Raw genomic sequence first — 14,390 nt, forward strand, 5'->3', positions numbered from 1 at the left:
GTCTTACATTTAAACCTTATCCTAAACCAGATAGCAATTAACCGCTTATCAGAACGGTTAAGTACTTTTTTAATTGGTGAGCAGCGCATTGTGTTCAGGCAAATTCATTAAAACAGTTTGCCACACCATTCCGAACACATTGATGGACTACACAGAAAAGCTAGCTGCTAAGGTGATTGCTGAGCATGGGCTTGGCCGTACCACTAAGTACCGTTGGAAGAAGGAAGGAGAGATTCCAGATTTCTATTTTAAGGCCGGTTACAAAAAACCTGAATCATTAACTAAAAAGCAGCGTGAACAACAGGAGTTGATTTTGAAGATCATCAACGATCCGTTAATCAAACATACTGCCTTTGATGAAGACACTGCCTTTCTTGGTAAACTCGACGAGATGTACACATTACGCCGAGGGCAGAATGATACCAATCGTAGCCGCCAAGGCCGCCCCAACATACCAAACCTGAATTTTTCGTCTACCGAGCTACGCAAGATTATTATTCACTTGCAAAAAATGGCTACGGTGTTGAGTGAGCAGCTCGCGCTTGCCAATGGACAGCCTTACGAACGGCGGCAGGATACCCTAAAAGAACTGCTGCGAAGTCAGAAAGAGTTAACTGTTCGACAGACGGTGAGTGATATTGGGTCTCAGGCTGCAAACCGATGGCTTAACTTCGTAAAGAATGTACGTAGCCCGCTGCCTGATACAGATCGGCATATCATTGCCCATGTTTTTAGTAAGTTGCAGGATTTATTAGCCCTTATTAATTCGGCTATTAATCCAATCCAATAGCTGTTTGTTGACTTATTACATCTACTTTATCACGAACCTCTCCTCCGCTGTGTTGCTAAAAATTAATTATACCAGGTCGATGACATCGTATTCTCGATTCTGCGTTGGTCTGCTATTGTTCCTTTCATTAGACCAGTGTAAGCAAGCTTGTGTTCCGATTCCGGCCAATACAACGCCTACTCGTGACGATAATATGGCGATGGGTCATCCTGACGAAGCAAAAGCCTCAGAGTCCAGCCCGAACGCATATCTGATTACCCGTTCAACATACTCACTTTCTTATAACCAATCGACCGGTATAGCCCACTAGTGAAGCTGGCATCTGAGTTCAGCCTGGAAGGGAGTAGCTTCTCACTAAGTCGGTAACTTCATACCAGACCAATCACTACCTACTGGGTGGTATCAGGATCACCATGCGGATTATAAGAATACCGGCTTTGACCGTGGCCACCTCTGCCACTCGGGTGATCGGGATAGTACGGCATAGGAAAACAAGACGACTTTCATTCTAACCAACATCGTGCCCCAGGCACCTCAACTGAATCGGCAATCCTGGCTGCGACTGGAGGACTACTGCCGTAATCTAGTGGTTCAGGGTAATGAGCTATATATTATTGCTGGAACAGCGGGCAAAGGTGGTGAGTGCGACAGCGGAAAGGCTACAACTATTGCCAGTGGCAAGCTAACCGTCCCTGCTGCTCTCTGGAAGGTGATTGTGGTACTACCTGTGGGTTCGGATGATGTGAACAGGATAAACGCACAGACGCGAGTTATTGCAGTCTGGATGCCGAACACGAATGCAACCGGCTAAGGAGCCTGGGAAAGCTATCGCGTTAGCATGGATGAGACGGTCAGCCGTTGCTGTGGAGAAGCAAACGGGGTATGATTTACTGTCAAATGTATTGGACAGTGTGCAACAAGTAGCTGAGTTAGGTATTGATAGAATTAATATTAAAACATAAAAATGCCCGGCGATTGACCGGCTTATTTTTAGTGAGCAATATGTGCCTACTTGACTCATGCCTCCTTCTAGTATGAGGCAAAAGGTGACAAAGGAACAACTCCAGCAGTCGAACACGCCTAATGATATATTTCTACTTTATTTTATAACTCACATTGTTACCAAAATATATATTTTACTAATATTTACGAGCCTTTAATGGTAGATTGGTAAAAATATTCATCTTTTTTTGTCTTACTGGTTCGATTAGAGTAGGTTTTCAAGCCCACTTTAGGCTTAAAAATCAATCAACCTGATTAAACTGGCGAAGACATTTGTGTCAGCCGGACACTTCTTTTTTGAAATGCTTTTCATTCAACTTGTAAAATCGATTATGGGACATCTGGCTAGTTATCCAAGCAAAAATCAACACTTGTCAGGTATCTTTTAGCACTGGTATTAACGAATGATTATCATGGATAAGACTGATTTTGACGCTACGCTCCAAGCTCAACAATTGGAGACCTTTCAAGACGTAATCCCGGTGGCGGTCCTGCATTGTCAGCCCATTCTTCAGCATGATCAGGTTCTGGACTTTCGATACGTATGGGGGAATCGAATGGCGCATCAGATGTCCGCATTGAGCCCAGATGAGTTTGGCCAGATGACCATGCTTCAACTTTTTCCCAGCTTTGTAGATTCAGGTATCTTTAATCGGTATGTCCAGGTATGGGAAACAGGCGAACCACAACGATTCGAACGACAGCATCCCATTGGTGAGCTTATGCAATGGGTCGATGTATCGGTTAATAAAAAATATGAGGGACTCATTATTACCGCGATCGACATTACCCAGTCCAAACGAGCTCAGCAGACGTTGGAGCAACAAACTAAATTGCTGCAAAACATTGTCGAGCAGCTACCCGCTGGCCTTGTCCTATTTCATCCAATTCGCACTCCAGAAAAGGGTATTATTGACTTTTGTTATGGCTTAACCAACCCGGCTAATGATCGCTTGCTGGGCTATCCCACGGGACAACTAATCAACCGACATTTATTGGAGGTATATCCTTCTGCTCAGCAGCAAGGTACCTTTGGGCGATTGATTGACGCGTTTCAAACGGACGTTTCTAAGCATTACCAGACTCACTATCAGGCGGATGGGGTGGATTTGTGGCTGGATAGCCATATGGTTCGGGTTGATGACGGAGTATTGTTGATCTATACGGACCATTCGTCCCTTAAACAACAGCAACAAGTCTTACTGGAGCAGGCCGACCTGTTGCAATACAAAAATGAGCAGCTGCATCAGGCCAATAGGGCTTTGGAGCGAACTAATCAGCGGCTTCAAGGACTACAGGCCATTGAGCGGACACTACTCAATCAGAGTCTGACCGAGCAAGCACCCCAGGCAACTGCTTTGATACACGCCCGACAACTCATTCCATGTGAACGGCTGGTCGTTTATCAGTTTGACCTGACAACCGGTATGGCTCAGGCTAAAAGTTGGTTAGTTAATGGAGAAAGGATCGTCAGGGCGGGATCCCAACTGCCTATCCATCTCTTTGAGATTGAGCCACTCCTAAGTGGACAACCTCTTGTCATTGATCAGCTACAGTCCACGACGGCTGGTATCCCACCTGAACTGGCTCTATATGAACGTGGGTTTCGATCAATGATCATTATTCCCCTATTCAGCCAGCAACAGTATATCGGGGCTTTTGTGCTGATGGCCTATTCCTCTCATTTTTTTACAGCTGATCATTTGGAGATTGCTCAGGAAGTGGGGAGCCAGTTAGCCATTGTTTTACGCCAGCAGCAACTCAATCAACAGCTCCAGCAGTATACAGAACAACTTGAATTACGTGTTTTAGAGCGCACTCAGGAGATCCAGCAACTGTCGGCCCTCCAAAATGCCATTCTTAAATACGCGGGTCAGGCCATTATCTCAACCGATACCAATGGCGTTGTCATATCCGCTAATCCTGCCGTTGAGCAGGTATTAGGGTATCAGGCGGATGAATTGATCGGCAGGCATCCTTCGGCTCGGTTTGAGCCTTCTGAAACATCGCTGCCAATCCTGACTTACCAGGCTAAGGAAACAGATTTTAGGCCTTCGTTTTTATTGGAGCCGATCTTGCTCAAGCAAGGCTATTTTCAATCCGAATGCCTGATTGAAGGCAAACAGGGACAACGGGTGCCTGTCTTATTGACAACTAGTACACTACAAGATGAAGCCGGCGCAGTTACGGGCTTCGTAGGCATGGCCACCGATATTTCCTTATTAAAAGCAGCTGAACAGGCCTTGCAGCAAAAGAGTCGGGAGCTAACGATCTTCTTTGAAGGAGCTCTCGATATGTATTGTATTACCACCATGGAGGGCACTTTAACGAAGGTAAACCAGGCCTGGACTCAGACATTGGGTTATCGAATAGACGAATTGGAAGGGCATCGGTTTATCGAGTGGGTCCACCCAGACGATCAGGTTGCGTCCTGGCAAGTCTTCCAGCAACCGGTTATTGATGGATACGTGAACAGGTATCGACACAAAGATGGTCAGTATCGACTACTCCAATGGCGCGCGTATCGATATGAGGAGATCGTTTATTCGTCAGCCCGTGATATTACCGAGTACGAGAAGGCTCAGGAAGCATTGCGGGAAAGTGAACAACGGTTTCGCGAAATTGCCGAAAATGTGGATGAGGTCTTTTGGATTCACTCAGCGGACTCATTCCAGCTATTATACATCAATCCGGCCTATGAACGGGTATTTGGTATTGTGCCGGGTGGAGATACCAACGGTTCCAACTCGTTTCTGGATACCATACTGGAGGAAGATCGCCATCGGGTGATGGTCGAGTTTGACAAATACCGACAAGGACAAGAGGTGAGAGTGCAATGTCGGGTGCAGGGGGCTCACCAAACAATCCGGTGGCTGCAAATTCGCACCTTCATCATGAATGATTTACACGGAGTTCCACTTCGCTATATCGGCATTGCCAATGATATTACCAGCCAGAAAGAAAAAGAATTGGTTTTACAGCAGTCACTAGAGCGGGAACAGGAGTTAAATCTCCTCAAATCACAATTTGTCTCCACGGCCTCCCACGAGTTCAGAACCCCCCTAACGACCATCCAAACCAGCGCTGATTTGATTGGGATGTACCTGGAACAACCGCCAGCGGTTGCTACCCCCTTCATTCAAAAATACCTGGGGATAATTGCCAGTCAAATCCAGACTATGAATGGACTGCTCTCGGACATACTCAGCATCGAAAAGATTGAAGCCGGGAAAATTATATTTCATCCTGACTGGGGCGACGTTCTGACCCTTTGTCAACAGGTTGTTGCCAGTCATTTTAGTCACCAACCCGATCAACGAAGAGTTCATATTTCGGTGGAGGAAACACCTTACCGTACTTGTTTTGATAAAAAACTACTTAGTTATGTATTGATCAATTTGCTATCAAACGCCTTTAAATTCTCGAAAGATGATCCCAGCTTAACGATTCGTTTTCTGAAGAAGGAGTTGATTATTAACGTCATCGATACGGGAATAGGCATACCGGTTAGCGATTTGCCCGCTTTGTTTCAGACGTTTTTTCGGGCCCGTAACTCCGCCACTATTCCCGGAACGGGGTTAGGGCTGGTTATTGCCCGGCAGTATGTGGAGCTCCACGGCGGTAAACTTTTGGTTCAGAGTGAAGAGAACAAAGGCACCACGTTTACCATCATACTACCCATTGAACCAGGCCCTCAAGCACTTATTTAGGCGTATTAATAGTCCGCACCATTTCTATCTAATGAATCAACGCCTATGGCTACGAAAATATTAATTATTGAAGATGAAATCCTGATCCGGGAAAATGTAGCCGAGTTAGTAAGGTTGAATGGTTACCACGTTGTAACCGCTTCTACAGGCCGGGAAGGCCTCATTCAGGCAATGCTGCACCGCCCTGATCTGATCTTGTGTGACATTCGCATGCCGGAGATGGATGGGTATCAAGTGCTAGAAGCCGTTCGCGATTACCGATCCTTAAAAACGGTTCCCTTTATTTTTCTAACGGCCAAAGCAGAAGAATCAGATATTCGCCGAGGAATGGTTCTAGGGGCAGATGATTATCTGACCAAACCATTCACCCTGAGTGGCTTGTTGACGGCCATCGCCGGCCGCCTTCAGCGGGAGGCTCTGCGGGAAACCGATTTGCAAGGACGCCTAGCTGAACTTCGCCGTTCGATCAATAGTGTGTCAAGTCATGAATACAACACGCCCCTAAGCTGCATTATTGGATTTACTACCTTATTGCTAGATAGTTACGACGAATTTAGTCGGGAAGATAGCCTTGAGATGCTGACCATGATCAAAGCGTCCAGCCTACGCTTAAAGCGATCAATAGATAACCCTCGGTTACTGGAGGAGTTGCAACAAATAGATAGGGTACCCTCTTCTTATACGACTGGTAGTACTATGTTTGATAAAGAGCTGGTAAACAAAGCTATAGGCCGTATAAACGATCGACAGGAGCTAGACGTAACTTGTCAGCTTGATCTGGAAAGCGCTCAGATTAGCCTTTCGGAGACTAGCCTGGGAGTCATCCTGGAAGAGCTTCTTGACAATGCCTTCAAGTTTTCAGATGGATCTCATCCGGTTAAGCTAAGTGGTCGCCGGGGAGAAATAAACTATCAGTTGACGATTTCGAACCATGGGCGGGTATTTAAACCCGAGGATATTACCCAGATTGCTCCTTATAGGCAATTCGACCGTGACATTTATGAACAGCAAGGATTGGGTCTGGGCTTGGCAATCGTCCAAAAACTGTTGACTTTAACAAAGGGCTCAATGGTAATAGAAAGTCAGCCAACTGGCGAAACGTCCATACTGGTCATTTTTCGGGGCGAATTGTTGTAATTAATATCTAAACGGGTTGGATATGTAGCATGCCTGTGATCAATGCCCACTCAGATACCAGGCTTACCATTACCTGACTCTCCAAGCCACGGGCCTCATTGTTGGGGTTACAGGCAAGTATTCAGCTATTGAAAGGTTTTCTATTCAGGCCGCTCCGATTTCGTGGTGGCCTTGATTTTGCATGTTGCCTAACTCCAAGGAGTTATGGAAGCAAGTTTACGATACGGTGTGTTTTGTATTCAAGCCACTTCGAATCGAGGTGGTGCTGATTTGTTCTAGCTGAATAGTAAGGTTTAGAGTAGATTGAAAGCAAGCCTTATCCTCTCGCTAGGAAGGACCGCCACCGATCTTTTTAATTTAATAGGCTTGTGGCTACAAAGAGGCCTGACTGGATTATTAGGTAAACGTGGATGAGACGGTCGGCCGTTGCCGTGGAGAAACTGTCGGGATATGATTAGCGGTCGAATGTGTCGCAGAATGTGCAGACGATGATTGAAGCCAAAGCTGTCATAACGAGCAGTTGATTTTATATACCTAAAACTTTAGCGGCTTATGACTTACTTAAAACGCCAGTCACAAAGCCAGCGTTTTATATTCAGAACGAAACTGGCATAAATAGTGGTAGCGTGTATGAATCAGCGTTACTTTGATCTCCTTAGTTTACCGCTGATCCAAAGGTGTAAATAACAGACAAACAGTGCCTTACCGTTTAAAAAATTTATGCCATTTTCTCTGGAGAGGGGCATTCACATACCATCCATTGGCAAGGTTTTAGCTCCTTTTTTAGGTAAAAAACCACCATACCATGTACTTAACCAAAAACATCCATCTCCTTCAGGAGTACATCAAGACATTTTTTGCAACCCAAGTCGTCTTCCCCGGTATTCTGCCTCGCCAATGGGGGACACCCTTTAGTCAATCGGAGTTGAGTGCCATCCATTTTGGGCTAAAATTTATCCTCGATAAAGCCCATCCTCTTCAGGATCGGTCAATGATTTTAGCTTACGATCAAATCCAGGAAACAGAATCGCTTGACTTGCATTGGTTTCTTAGCGACTACTGGCGTGAACTGTCTATCCTCTTAAAGCTTTATCCTTCCTTGGGTGAAAGCTATCTAGCCAATAATAATTAATATCAATATGCCACAAAAAAACGCTGACCCCAAATGAATCAACGTTTCTAATGTTCACCCTCCCTACGAGTGAAGTATTACAAATGACCCCTATCGGTCAGACTTTTAGCACTTACGGGTAACTTTTTGGAGAAAGTACCTTTTTGACGTGGAGTTTCAAAAAAGTAACGGCAGGGTTGAATACTTTACACTTACTGCCTGTTGACTTACAATCGGTGGCGGATCAGTTGTAGCCGCCGAATGCTTGAGTTGTTGCTATCCTGAGCAGTGGCCACGGCCAGCTTCACACAGTTGAGCAGGTTGGAGGTACGCGCCCGGGGGAATTAACAAACGGTGGGACAGGCAGGTGTCGAAACAATAAATAAGTCACCAGTTCGCGAAAGCTCAGGTGCAACCTGATACAAAAGAAGACTGTCAAAGTAAGCAGTCTTTTAGGTAATACCCTAAGAATTAACCCTCGATGACCTAAGGGTCTCGGTGACAAACATGCCTCTTCGCCTTTATATAGGGCCATTAAAGGTAGCTGAATACCCAAATCCAATATGTGAAAGCCCTCATTTAATGAACAAAAACCTTTAAACCTCTATTGCTGGTATTTGCACGTTTGAAAGTCAAGTACCCAGAAAGTAGGCTGACGATCAAGAAATGGGGTTATCAAAACTGTTAGGGGCTGCGCATCGAAGCCAATACTCCATGATGACGGTGATGGTTTTTTCCAGTTCCTGCATGCTAGTCTGTTTAATAAAAAAGCCTTGGACCGATAAACTGTAGGCCTCAATGACCATTTGTTGGGTGGCTGCCGTGGAAAAAAACAGATACGGGATGCATCGGAGTTGGAGTTGCGCATCGACATGGATTTTTTGCCGTAAAGCAAACCCATCCAACTTGGGCATGTTGATGTCAGACAAGATTAGAAAGGGCGTCTCAAGGCTCGTTTCTAAAAAATCTAAGGCTTGCTGGCCGTCTGGGAAGTAAATGACTTTATTAGGATAGGCCAATTTTTGGAAAACTAAGTCTATCAACATCTGGTCATCGTCATCATCTTCGATGACCAGAATCGGTCCTTTTTTATTCATAAACCCACACTTGCCCAATCAATTGAGTGTAAAGCTCACTGATCGGATAACAACAACCGGTTGTCACGGCTTCGTCAACGAGTTGTAGTCCCACCTTGAGCAACTGGGCGAATAAGCTGAACGCTTTCAGGAAGTGGTAAGCCTATCTAACCAACTATACAATATCTTATTTGTTGCAAGTCAAGTCTAGTAGGTCGTCAATTACCCACAATTCGATCCTGATGTATGCCTTTCTCGTAAAAGTTAATACGTACTTTAATTAGTAAAGTACGTATTAATTTTTACGAGAAAGGCATACCAACGTTGTATTTTTCCAAAGCGGCCTATGCTATTGCATTAGATATACTCTTCATTATCTTCTCATCTCATTATCTTCTCGTCATTTACCCGATAACCAGAAAAAATAACTGAACTCATGCCAAAAGTCTTTAGGGAAATTGCTATAAAAAAACACTGACCTCAAGAGAAGTCAGCGTTAAGATCTACCGTAAGGATTGCATATATATTGTGCAATCGCACAACTTAGACGACAACTCAGGGAATACATCACAAAAAACGCTGATTCTGATGGGGTCAGCGTTAAAGCATTCTATCCACACCATACATATACCCTAGAGCATATGTTAATGAAGAAGCAACCTAGCCTTTTAAGGAAGAATATACAAGTCACATTACTTACCGGTTGTTATTGATAGGACAAGTACGTTCTGAGAGTCTAACTTTACTGGAAACCAAACCAGGACGCACATTATTGCAAAGCAAGATAATACCCAACACGGGCAGTGGAGCAATAGGCCTACAAGATGCAAACCAGTCTTTTGGATGTTATAAAAAAGGCTTGCCCAGGAATAGCAAACAGAGTCAAAGCAACCTACTTAAAGTTGCTTTGACTCTGTTGAAAAACCATTTATTTAGCTTACAATGAAGTCGAACCTCTACTCATTTTCAAGCTTGGGATCAATGAAAACCCTGCTGGGTTAAATATACTCTATCCGCTTCATCCCGAGGATGCACCCCAACAACAATACCCCCACTTTTTAGGCCCGATTCATACGCTTTGGCCGTTTCTTCTGGAATACCTGAATTGACTAAAGCCCCGATTAAGCCACCCGCTAAACCACCTGCACCTGCACCCGCCAGCCCAGCTGCCAGCGGCCCCGCAATCAGTAAACCCAAGCCTGGCAAAGCCAATGTCGTCCCGATGGCGGCAATGGCGGCTGCCACGGCACCCACTGTCCCCCCAATCGCCGACCCTTTGCCGACCCCTTCCAGCGCTTTATCGGTTAAAGCTGAATCGTCCGAATCGCTTGCATCAAAATGCTGTTTTCGGGTTTCATCCGTCATGACAATATTGACATCATCTGTCGAAAAACCATGTGACAAAAGCGAGTCATAAGCCGTTTCGGCCGCTTCACGATTGGTGAAAATAGCCGTCATCAGGGTTGATGATCCGGTAGTCGATGTGCTGTTTAGGCTGGTGTTGTCTGGTTGACTGATCATGAGATTTCTTGGTTTTGTTGTGTAAACCCGCTAAAAAAGCCTAGCCGGTTACAAACAAACCTAAGCTAGATCGCTATGTTCAAACAATCTGAGGTAACGGTAAGGGCTAGGAAAATGGGGAGCTATTTTCGGAGACTATGAGCTTTTACCGTTGGATTAGATTTCGTAACATACTCATAACTACAAGGTTTTACTTGAAAATCAATTAAGTTTCACCCCTAAACGCTAAACGAATGGGCAATCTTCTGTATACAATCGCCGTGGTATTGATCATCATCTGGCTCTTAGGTTTTTTAGGGGTTTTGGGCGCAGGCATTGCAGCTAGTGGCCTTATTCACATTCTATTAGTGATTGCCGTAATTGCCATTATCTTTCGATTGATTCAAGGCCGAAGTGTCTAATTAGTTCCCCTAATTTTTACGTCAAAAGAGCAAATTTGTTTTTAAAATGGGTTTGCTCTTTTGGCCTAACTTCTTACTGTAAAAGACCTGGTTGTTGACTGGTAATTACGGGCAAATTGGCCATCCCATTCCGTCAACGTCAGATCAGTCGATTTCGCAGATGATTCACCACCCTATTTCTCTTTAGCACGTTAGCCTCTGCTTGATGAACTAGATACACTGGTCAATTGGTGACAAAATCAGGTGATCTATGTCCGTGAAATCTCCATGGGAAAACGAACGGATTAGCTCCCCTAGAACGGTCGATAGTTACTGTAAAGAAACAGACGAAGTATAAATATTATCGAATGTGCCACAGCGTGCGCAACAAGTGATTGAGGTAGGTATTTATCTTATGTAGGTGCACTAGATCCTTTCTGCATATTGTATACTTTAAACATTTTTTAGACTAGCCCGTTTAACATCTTATCAACCAGAAATGGCTTTTAGTCCTTCCCTGGCTTCAATCCTTCACCACGTGTAAACTAGGTATAATTGTCAAATTTAAACTCAACTCCAATGAATCGTTTTAGTGGTGCTTTAAACAGGTCTGCTCTCGCTTTGGGACAGACCTCTCCCTCGATCCAGGATCGACAGAAAAGCGCTCAGCCATTGGCTTTCTCCGGACAGCCTACCCTCGCACTAACCTCAATTGGCAACCTGCCACGCGCCCAGGCGCATTCCTCTCCCCAGCATGCGCACAGCGGCTCGTTTTCTCAGGCTTCTACTAGTCTGACTCTCTATTCTCCACGTCGGCTTAAACGCTTGATCGATTACCCCACCTCGTCGTAGGGATTACTCCTTTTCGTTTATAACCTGTTACCAGGAAAAATCATCCGTCAACCGACGCGTTGATCGTCTCTCCGTGCGTCAATCTCGGTCAACTGGTTTTTCCGGCCGATAGGTTACCTTCCCTTTCTTGCCCCAACGGTAGTCAATCGACTCGTTTGAGGCTAGCTAGGGCTATATGTGCGGCTTTTCCAATTCCAAGATCACTACCTAATAATAAGTTCATGAATCAGTCTGTCAATTCATCAGCGGGCTCCATCAAGCTCCCTGGCCAGGACCGACCTCTAGCCCTAAAAGCCATTGTTCGCCTGCAAGGGTTTGGTAATTATACCTGGGTATACCTTAGTACACAACCCAGGCCCATGCTGGTCGCGCTGACCCTTAAATGGTTTGAGGCTCAACTGCCCGGCTTTGTGCGGGTGCATAAATCCGAGCTAATTAATCCTGCTTTCATTCGGGCTCTGGTATTTGATGATGCCCTGCAATCAACCGTTTGTCTGCTCGGCGAGTATAAAGCAAAGGTGTCCCGTAGACGCCTGGAACAAGTGGTGGCTAAACTCAATCGGCTCGCTAGCCCCAAGAGGAAGGGGCCAGCTTACACGCTTCCTAAATCAACTCTTATTCCCGAATTAGTATGAGACAGCCCATCGTAAAGCGAAGCCTGATTCTGGTGGCCCTGGTAGGTGGGGCGGCCTATGGCTGGGTAGTACTGGACTGGTTTTGGGATATGAAAACCGGCCGCTATGATAGCGATCCGTTAGAGGCCGTTTGTCAGATAGTTGTTGTTGTGGCCTACTGCTATCTGGCTTATCAGTTTATTACGAGCCGGTTAAAGCGAAGTATCCCCTTACTGAACCAACCAGGTGTCGCCAAGGCGAAGGGTAAATCCTTTCCTATTCATTGGACCAAAAAGGAGGCAACTGGATCGACTGTATCCCAGTGGCCAACGGGTAATCCAGCCCCTGTACAGCCCCGCAAGGCCTAAAAACATATTGAAGCTGGTCGCTTCCCTATACCGGGATGGGTAGCGATCAGCTCGGGGCATTGATGTTGTCTATATCAACCGTATGGGATTCCCCGAATGAGGTTTTCCACATCCTCCTATGGCGGGCCTCTATTCAGGCACTTTCCTTCCTCAACAATAAAGCGCACACGAACTTATTTGTATCCCGGCGATAGCCGATAGTATGACCAACGTTAAGCTTTGTATTCCGTTCGCGAGTAGCCTGTTGGCGGTTTATTCGGCCCTTGCACAGCCTACCCACCCAGTCCAATATCAAACCGAAGTGGGCTTTTACGGAACGAGCATTCCGTTCTGGCTACGCGCCAATCAGTATGGTATTGTACCCAGCCAGGGACCCTCCGTGACCTTGCGTCAAGGCTTCAGTAGGGCATATCGTAGTGTAACCAGAAACAACGACAGTCTTCCAGCCCACAAGCGACGGATTGACTGGGGCTGGGGAGTGGAAGGCGTTTTGAATGCGGGCGCTAGCTATAAACTACTCCTTCCCGTTGCCTACGTAAAGGTCAAGTTTGGCAAAAACCTGGAAGTGTGGGCGGGCCGACGACGGGAAATCATTGGATTGGTGGACTCAACCCTTTCGTCGGGCTCCTACGCCTGGTCGGGCAACGCCTTGCCCATGACTAAGCTCCAGATTGGCTTGCCAGACTACGTACCCGGAAATGCCCTGTTTGGCATTAAAGGATTCTATGCCCATGGCTGGTTTGAAAATGATCGATTAGTCAATCATGTACTGCTCCATCAAAAAGCGCTCTATGGCCGATTGGGAAAGCCAAACTGGCGGTTTAAGCTCTACACCGGCATGAATCATGAAGTCATGTGGAGCGGTACGACGAACCAGTTAGCGGGTAAGTCGGTGATCAAGAATGATCAATTGCCCAACCAATTCAGTGACTATATCAATGTCGTATTGGCCCGGCCATTGGGCGACCGGACGGATCTGGACACCAGTCGGATCAGTACGTTTGATCATGAGAATCGGATTGGCAATCATCTGGGAACCGTTGATCTGGCGCTTGAATACACAGCCCGCTCGTTTTCGGTGTTTGCCTACCGGCAAAATATATACGAAGATGGCTCTCTATTTCACCTGACCAATCTGGCGGATGGACTAAATGGGCTGCGGATTCGCAACCGTCGCCCCCGCAATCCCAACGGCTTACAGATTCAGGATGTTCTGCTGGAATATGTATATACCCAAAGCCAGGGCGGCAGCTTATTTCTGGAAAATGACGCACAGCGGGGCCGGGATAATTACTTCAATCATTCGCAATATCAGGACGGCTGGTCGCGCTACGGCTTAACGCTTGGCACCCCGTTTATTAGCCCAACCACTGACAGCCGTGCTGAATTACCCCGGTACGGTTTTACTAACAACAACCGGGTGGCGGTAATGCATCTGGGGCTATCGGGGCTGATCATGGATTATTTTCGGTTCTATCTGAAGGCTTCCTATAGTGAGAATATAGGTACCTATGAAGTGCCGTTTTTAAATCCTGTTTATCAATTTTCTGGTCTACTATCGATCTCCTCACCAGTCCGACACTTAAAAGGAACCACGGCCACGGCTTCTCTAGCGACCGACCAGGGTGAGCTGTACGAGAATCGAATGGGCTTTTATGTGGGCTTTCGCAAAGAAGGCCTGTTTTGACCTCCTAGTCCTTGAAACAGTCCTTGCAAAGCCAGGCAAGATACTCCCTACGGCTTAGGTTTTTGCCTGGTTTTTAGGTGTGCTAAAACACTAAAAAAGGCTACCCACAATGCGGATAGCCTTTCTGAATCAAATAACTATT

General features: G+C 45.9%; 12 protein-coding genes and 1 pseudogene. 11 read left to right on the top strand and 2 right to left on the bottom strand.

Going from position 1 to position 14,390, the window contains the following annotated elements; genetic code table 11:
* The first annotated feature begins 142 nt into the window (after nucleotides 1-142).
* From ACYVGO_RS30995 to ACYVGO_RS31020, 6 genes and pseudogenes are all read left to right on the top strand, one after another.
* The gene (locus tag ACYVGO_RS30995) at nucleotides 143-790 is read left to right on the top strand and encodes a hypothetical protein (protein WP_142774617.1); all 648 of its coding nucleotides are present in this window, start codon (nucleotides 143-145) and stop codon (nucleotides 788-790) included.
* 79 nt (nucleotides 791-869) lie between these two features.
* Nucleotides 870-1,100: a hypothetical protein gene (locus tag ACYVGO_RS31000; protein ID WP_246859228.1), complete on the top strand. Its 231-nt coding sequence runs from the start codon at nucleotides 870-872 to the stop codon at nucleotides 1,098-1,100.
* Nucleotides 1,101-1,160: 60 nt separating this feature from the next.
* Nucleotides 1,161-1,601: pseudogene (locus tag ACYVGO_RS31005) on the top strand (DNA/RNA non-specific endonuclease).
* 604 nt (nucleotides 1,602-2,205) lie between these two features.
* The gene (locus ACYVGO_RS31010) at nucleotides 2,206-5,502 is read left to right on the top strand and encodes a PAS domain S-box protein (RefSeq protein WP_460972630.1); all 3,297 of its coding nucleotides are present in this window, start codon (nucleotides 2,206-2,208) and stop codon (nucleotides 5,500-5,502) included.
* Between the two features lie 45 nt (nucleotides 5,503-5,547).
* Nucleotides 5,548-6,639: a hybrid sensor histidine kinase/response regulator gene (locus tag ACYVGO_RS31015; protein ID WP_460972631.1), complete on the top strand. Its 1,092-nt coding sequence runs from the start codon at nucleotides 5,548-5,550 to the stop codon at nucleotides 6,637-6,639.
* 805 nt (nucleotides 6,640-7,444) lie between these two features.
* The gene (locus tag ACYVGO_RS31020; protein WP_460972632.1) at nucleotides 7,445-7,771 is read left to right on the top strand and encodes a hypothetical protein; all 327 of its coding nucleotides are present in this window, start codon (nucleotides 7,445-7,447) and stop codon (nucleotides 7,769-7,771) included.
* Between the two features lie 638 nt (nucleotides 7,772-8,409).
* Here ACYVGO_RS31020 and ACYVGO_RS31025 read toward each other — a convergent pair.
* Together ACYVGO_RS31025 and ACYVGO_RS31030 are read right to left on the bottom strand one after the other, a co-directional pair.
* The gene (locus tag ACYVGO_RS31025) at nucleotides 8,410-8,847 is read right to left on the bottom strand and encodes a response regulator (protein ID WP_142774613.1); all 438 of its coding nucleotides are present in this window, start codon (nucleotides 8,845-8,847) and stop codon (nucleotides 8,410-8,412) included.
* Between the two features lie 957 nt (nucleotides 8,848-9,804).
* Nucleotides 9,805-10,347 (bottom strand): hypothetical protein, encoded by a 543-nt coding sequence (locus tag ACYVGO_RS31030; RefSeq protein WP_142774612.1) that lies wholly within the window; start codon nucleotides 10,345-10,347, stop codon nucleotides 9,805-9,807.
* A gap of 233 nt (nucleotides 10,348-10,580) precedes the next feature.
* Between ACYVGO_RS31030 and ACYVGO_RS31035 the strand changes: the two genes are divergently transcribed.
* The 5 genes from ACYVGO_RS31035 (at nucleotide 10,581) to ACYVGO_RS31055 (ending at nucleotide 14,248) form a co-directional block, all read left to right on the top strand.
* The gene (locus tag ACYVGO_RS31035) at nucleotides 10,581-10,748 is read left to right on the top strand and encodes a lmo0937 family membrane protein (RefSeq protein ID WP_142774611.1); all 168 of its coding nucleotides are present in this window, start codon (nucleotides 10,581-10,583) and stop codon (nucleotides 10,746-10,748) included.
* Between the two features lie 558 nt (nucleotides 10,749-11,306).
* On the top strand, nucleotides 11,307-11,579 hold the full coding sequence (locus tag ACYVGO_RS31040; RefSeq protein ID WP_460972633.1) for a hypothetical protein: 273 nt from the start codon (nucleotides 11,307-11,309) through the stop codon (nucleotides 11,577-11,579).
* Between the two features lie 221 nt (nucleotides 11,580-11,800).
* On the top strand, nucleotides 11,801-12,214 hold the full coding sequence (locus tag ACYVGO_RS31045; protein WP_142774609.1) for a LytTR family DNA-binding domain-containing protein: 414 nt from the start codon (nucleotides 11,801-11,803) through the stop codon (nucleotides 12,212-12,214).
* Nucleotides 12,211-12,561, top strand: coding sequence for a hypothetical protein (locus ACYVGO_RS31050; RefSeq protein WP_142774608.1), 351 nt, complete (start codon nucleotides 12,211-12,213; stop codon nucleotides 12,559-12,561). The genes ACYVGO_RS31045 and ACYVGO_RS31050 overlap by 4 nt, the downstream gene beginning before the upstream one ends.
* Nucleotides 12,562-12,763: 202 nt before the next feature.
* The gene (locus ACYVGO_RS31055) at nucleotides 12,764-14,248 is read left to right on the top strand and encodes a capsule assembly Wzi family protein (RefSeq protein WP_142774607.1); all 1,485 of its coding nucleotides are present in this window, start codon (nucleotides 12,764-12,766) and stop codon (nucleotides 14,246-14,248) included.
* Nucleotides 14,249-14,390: the final 142 nt, after the last annotated feature.

Source organism: Spirosoma migulaei (genome assembly GCF_054776855.1).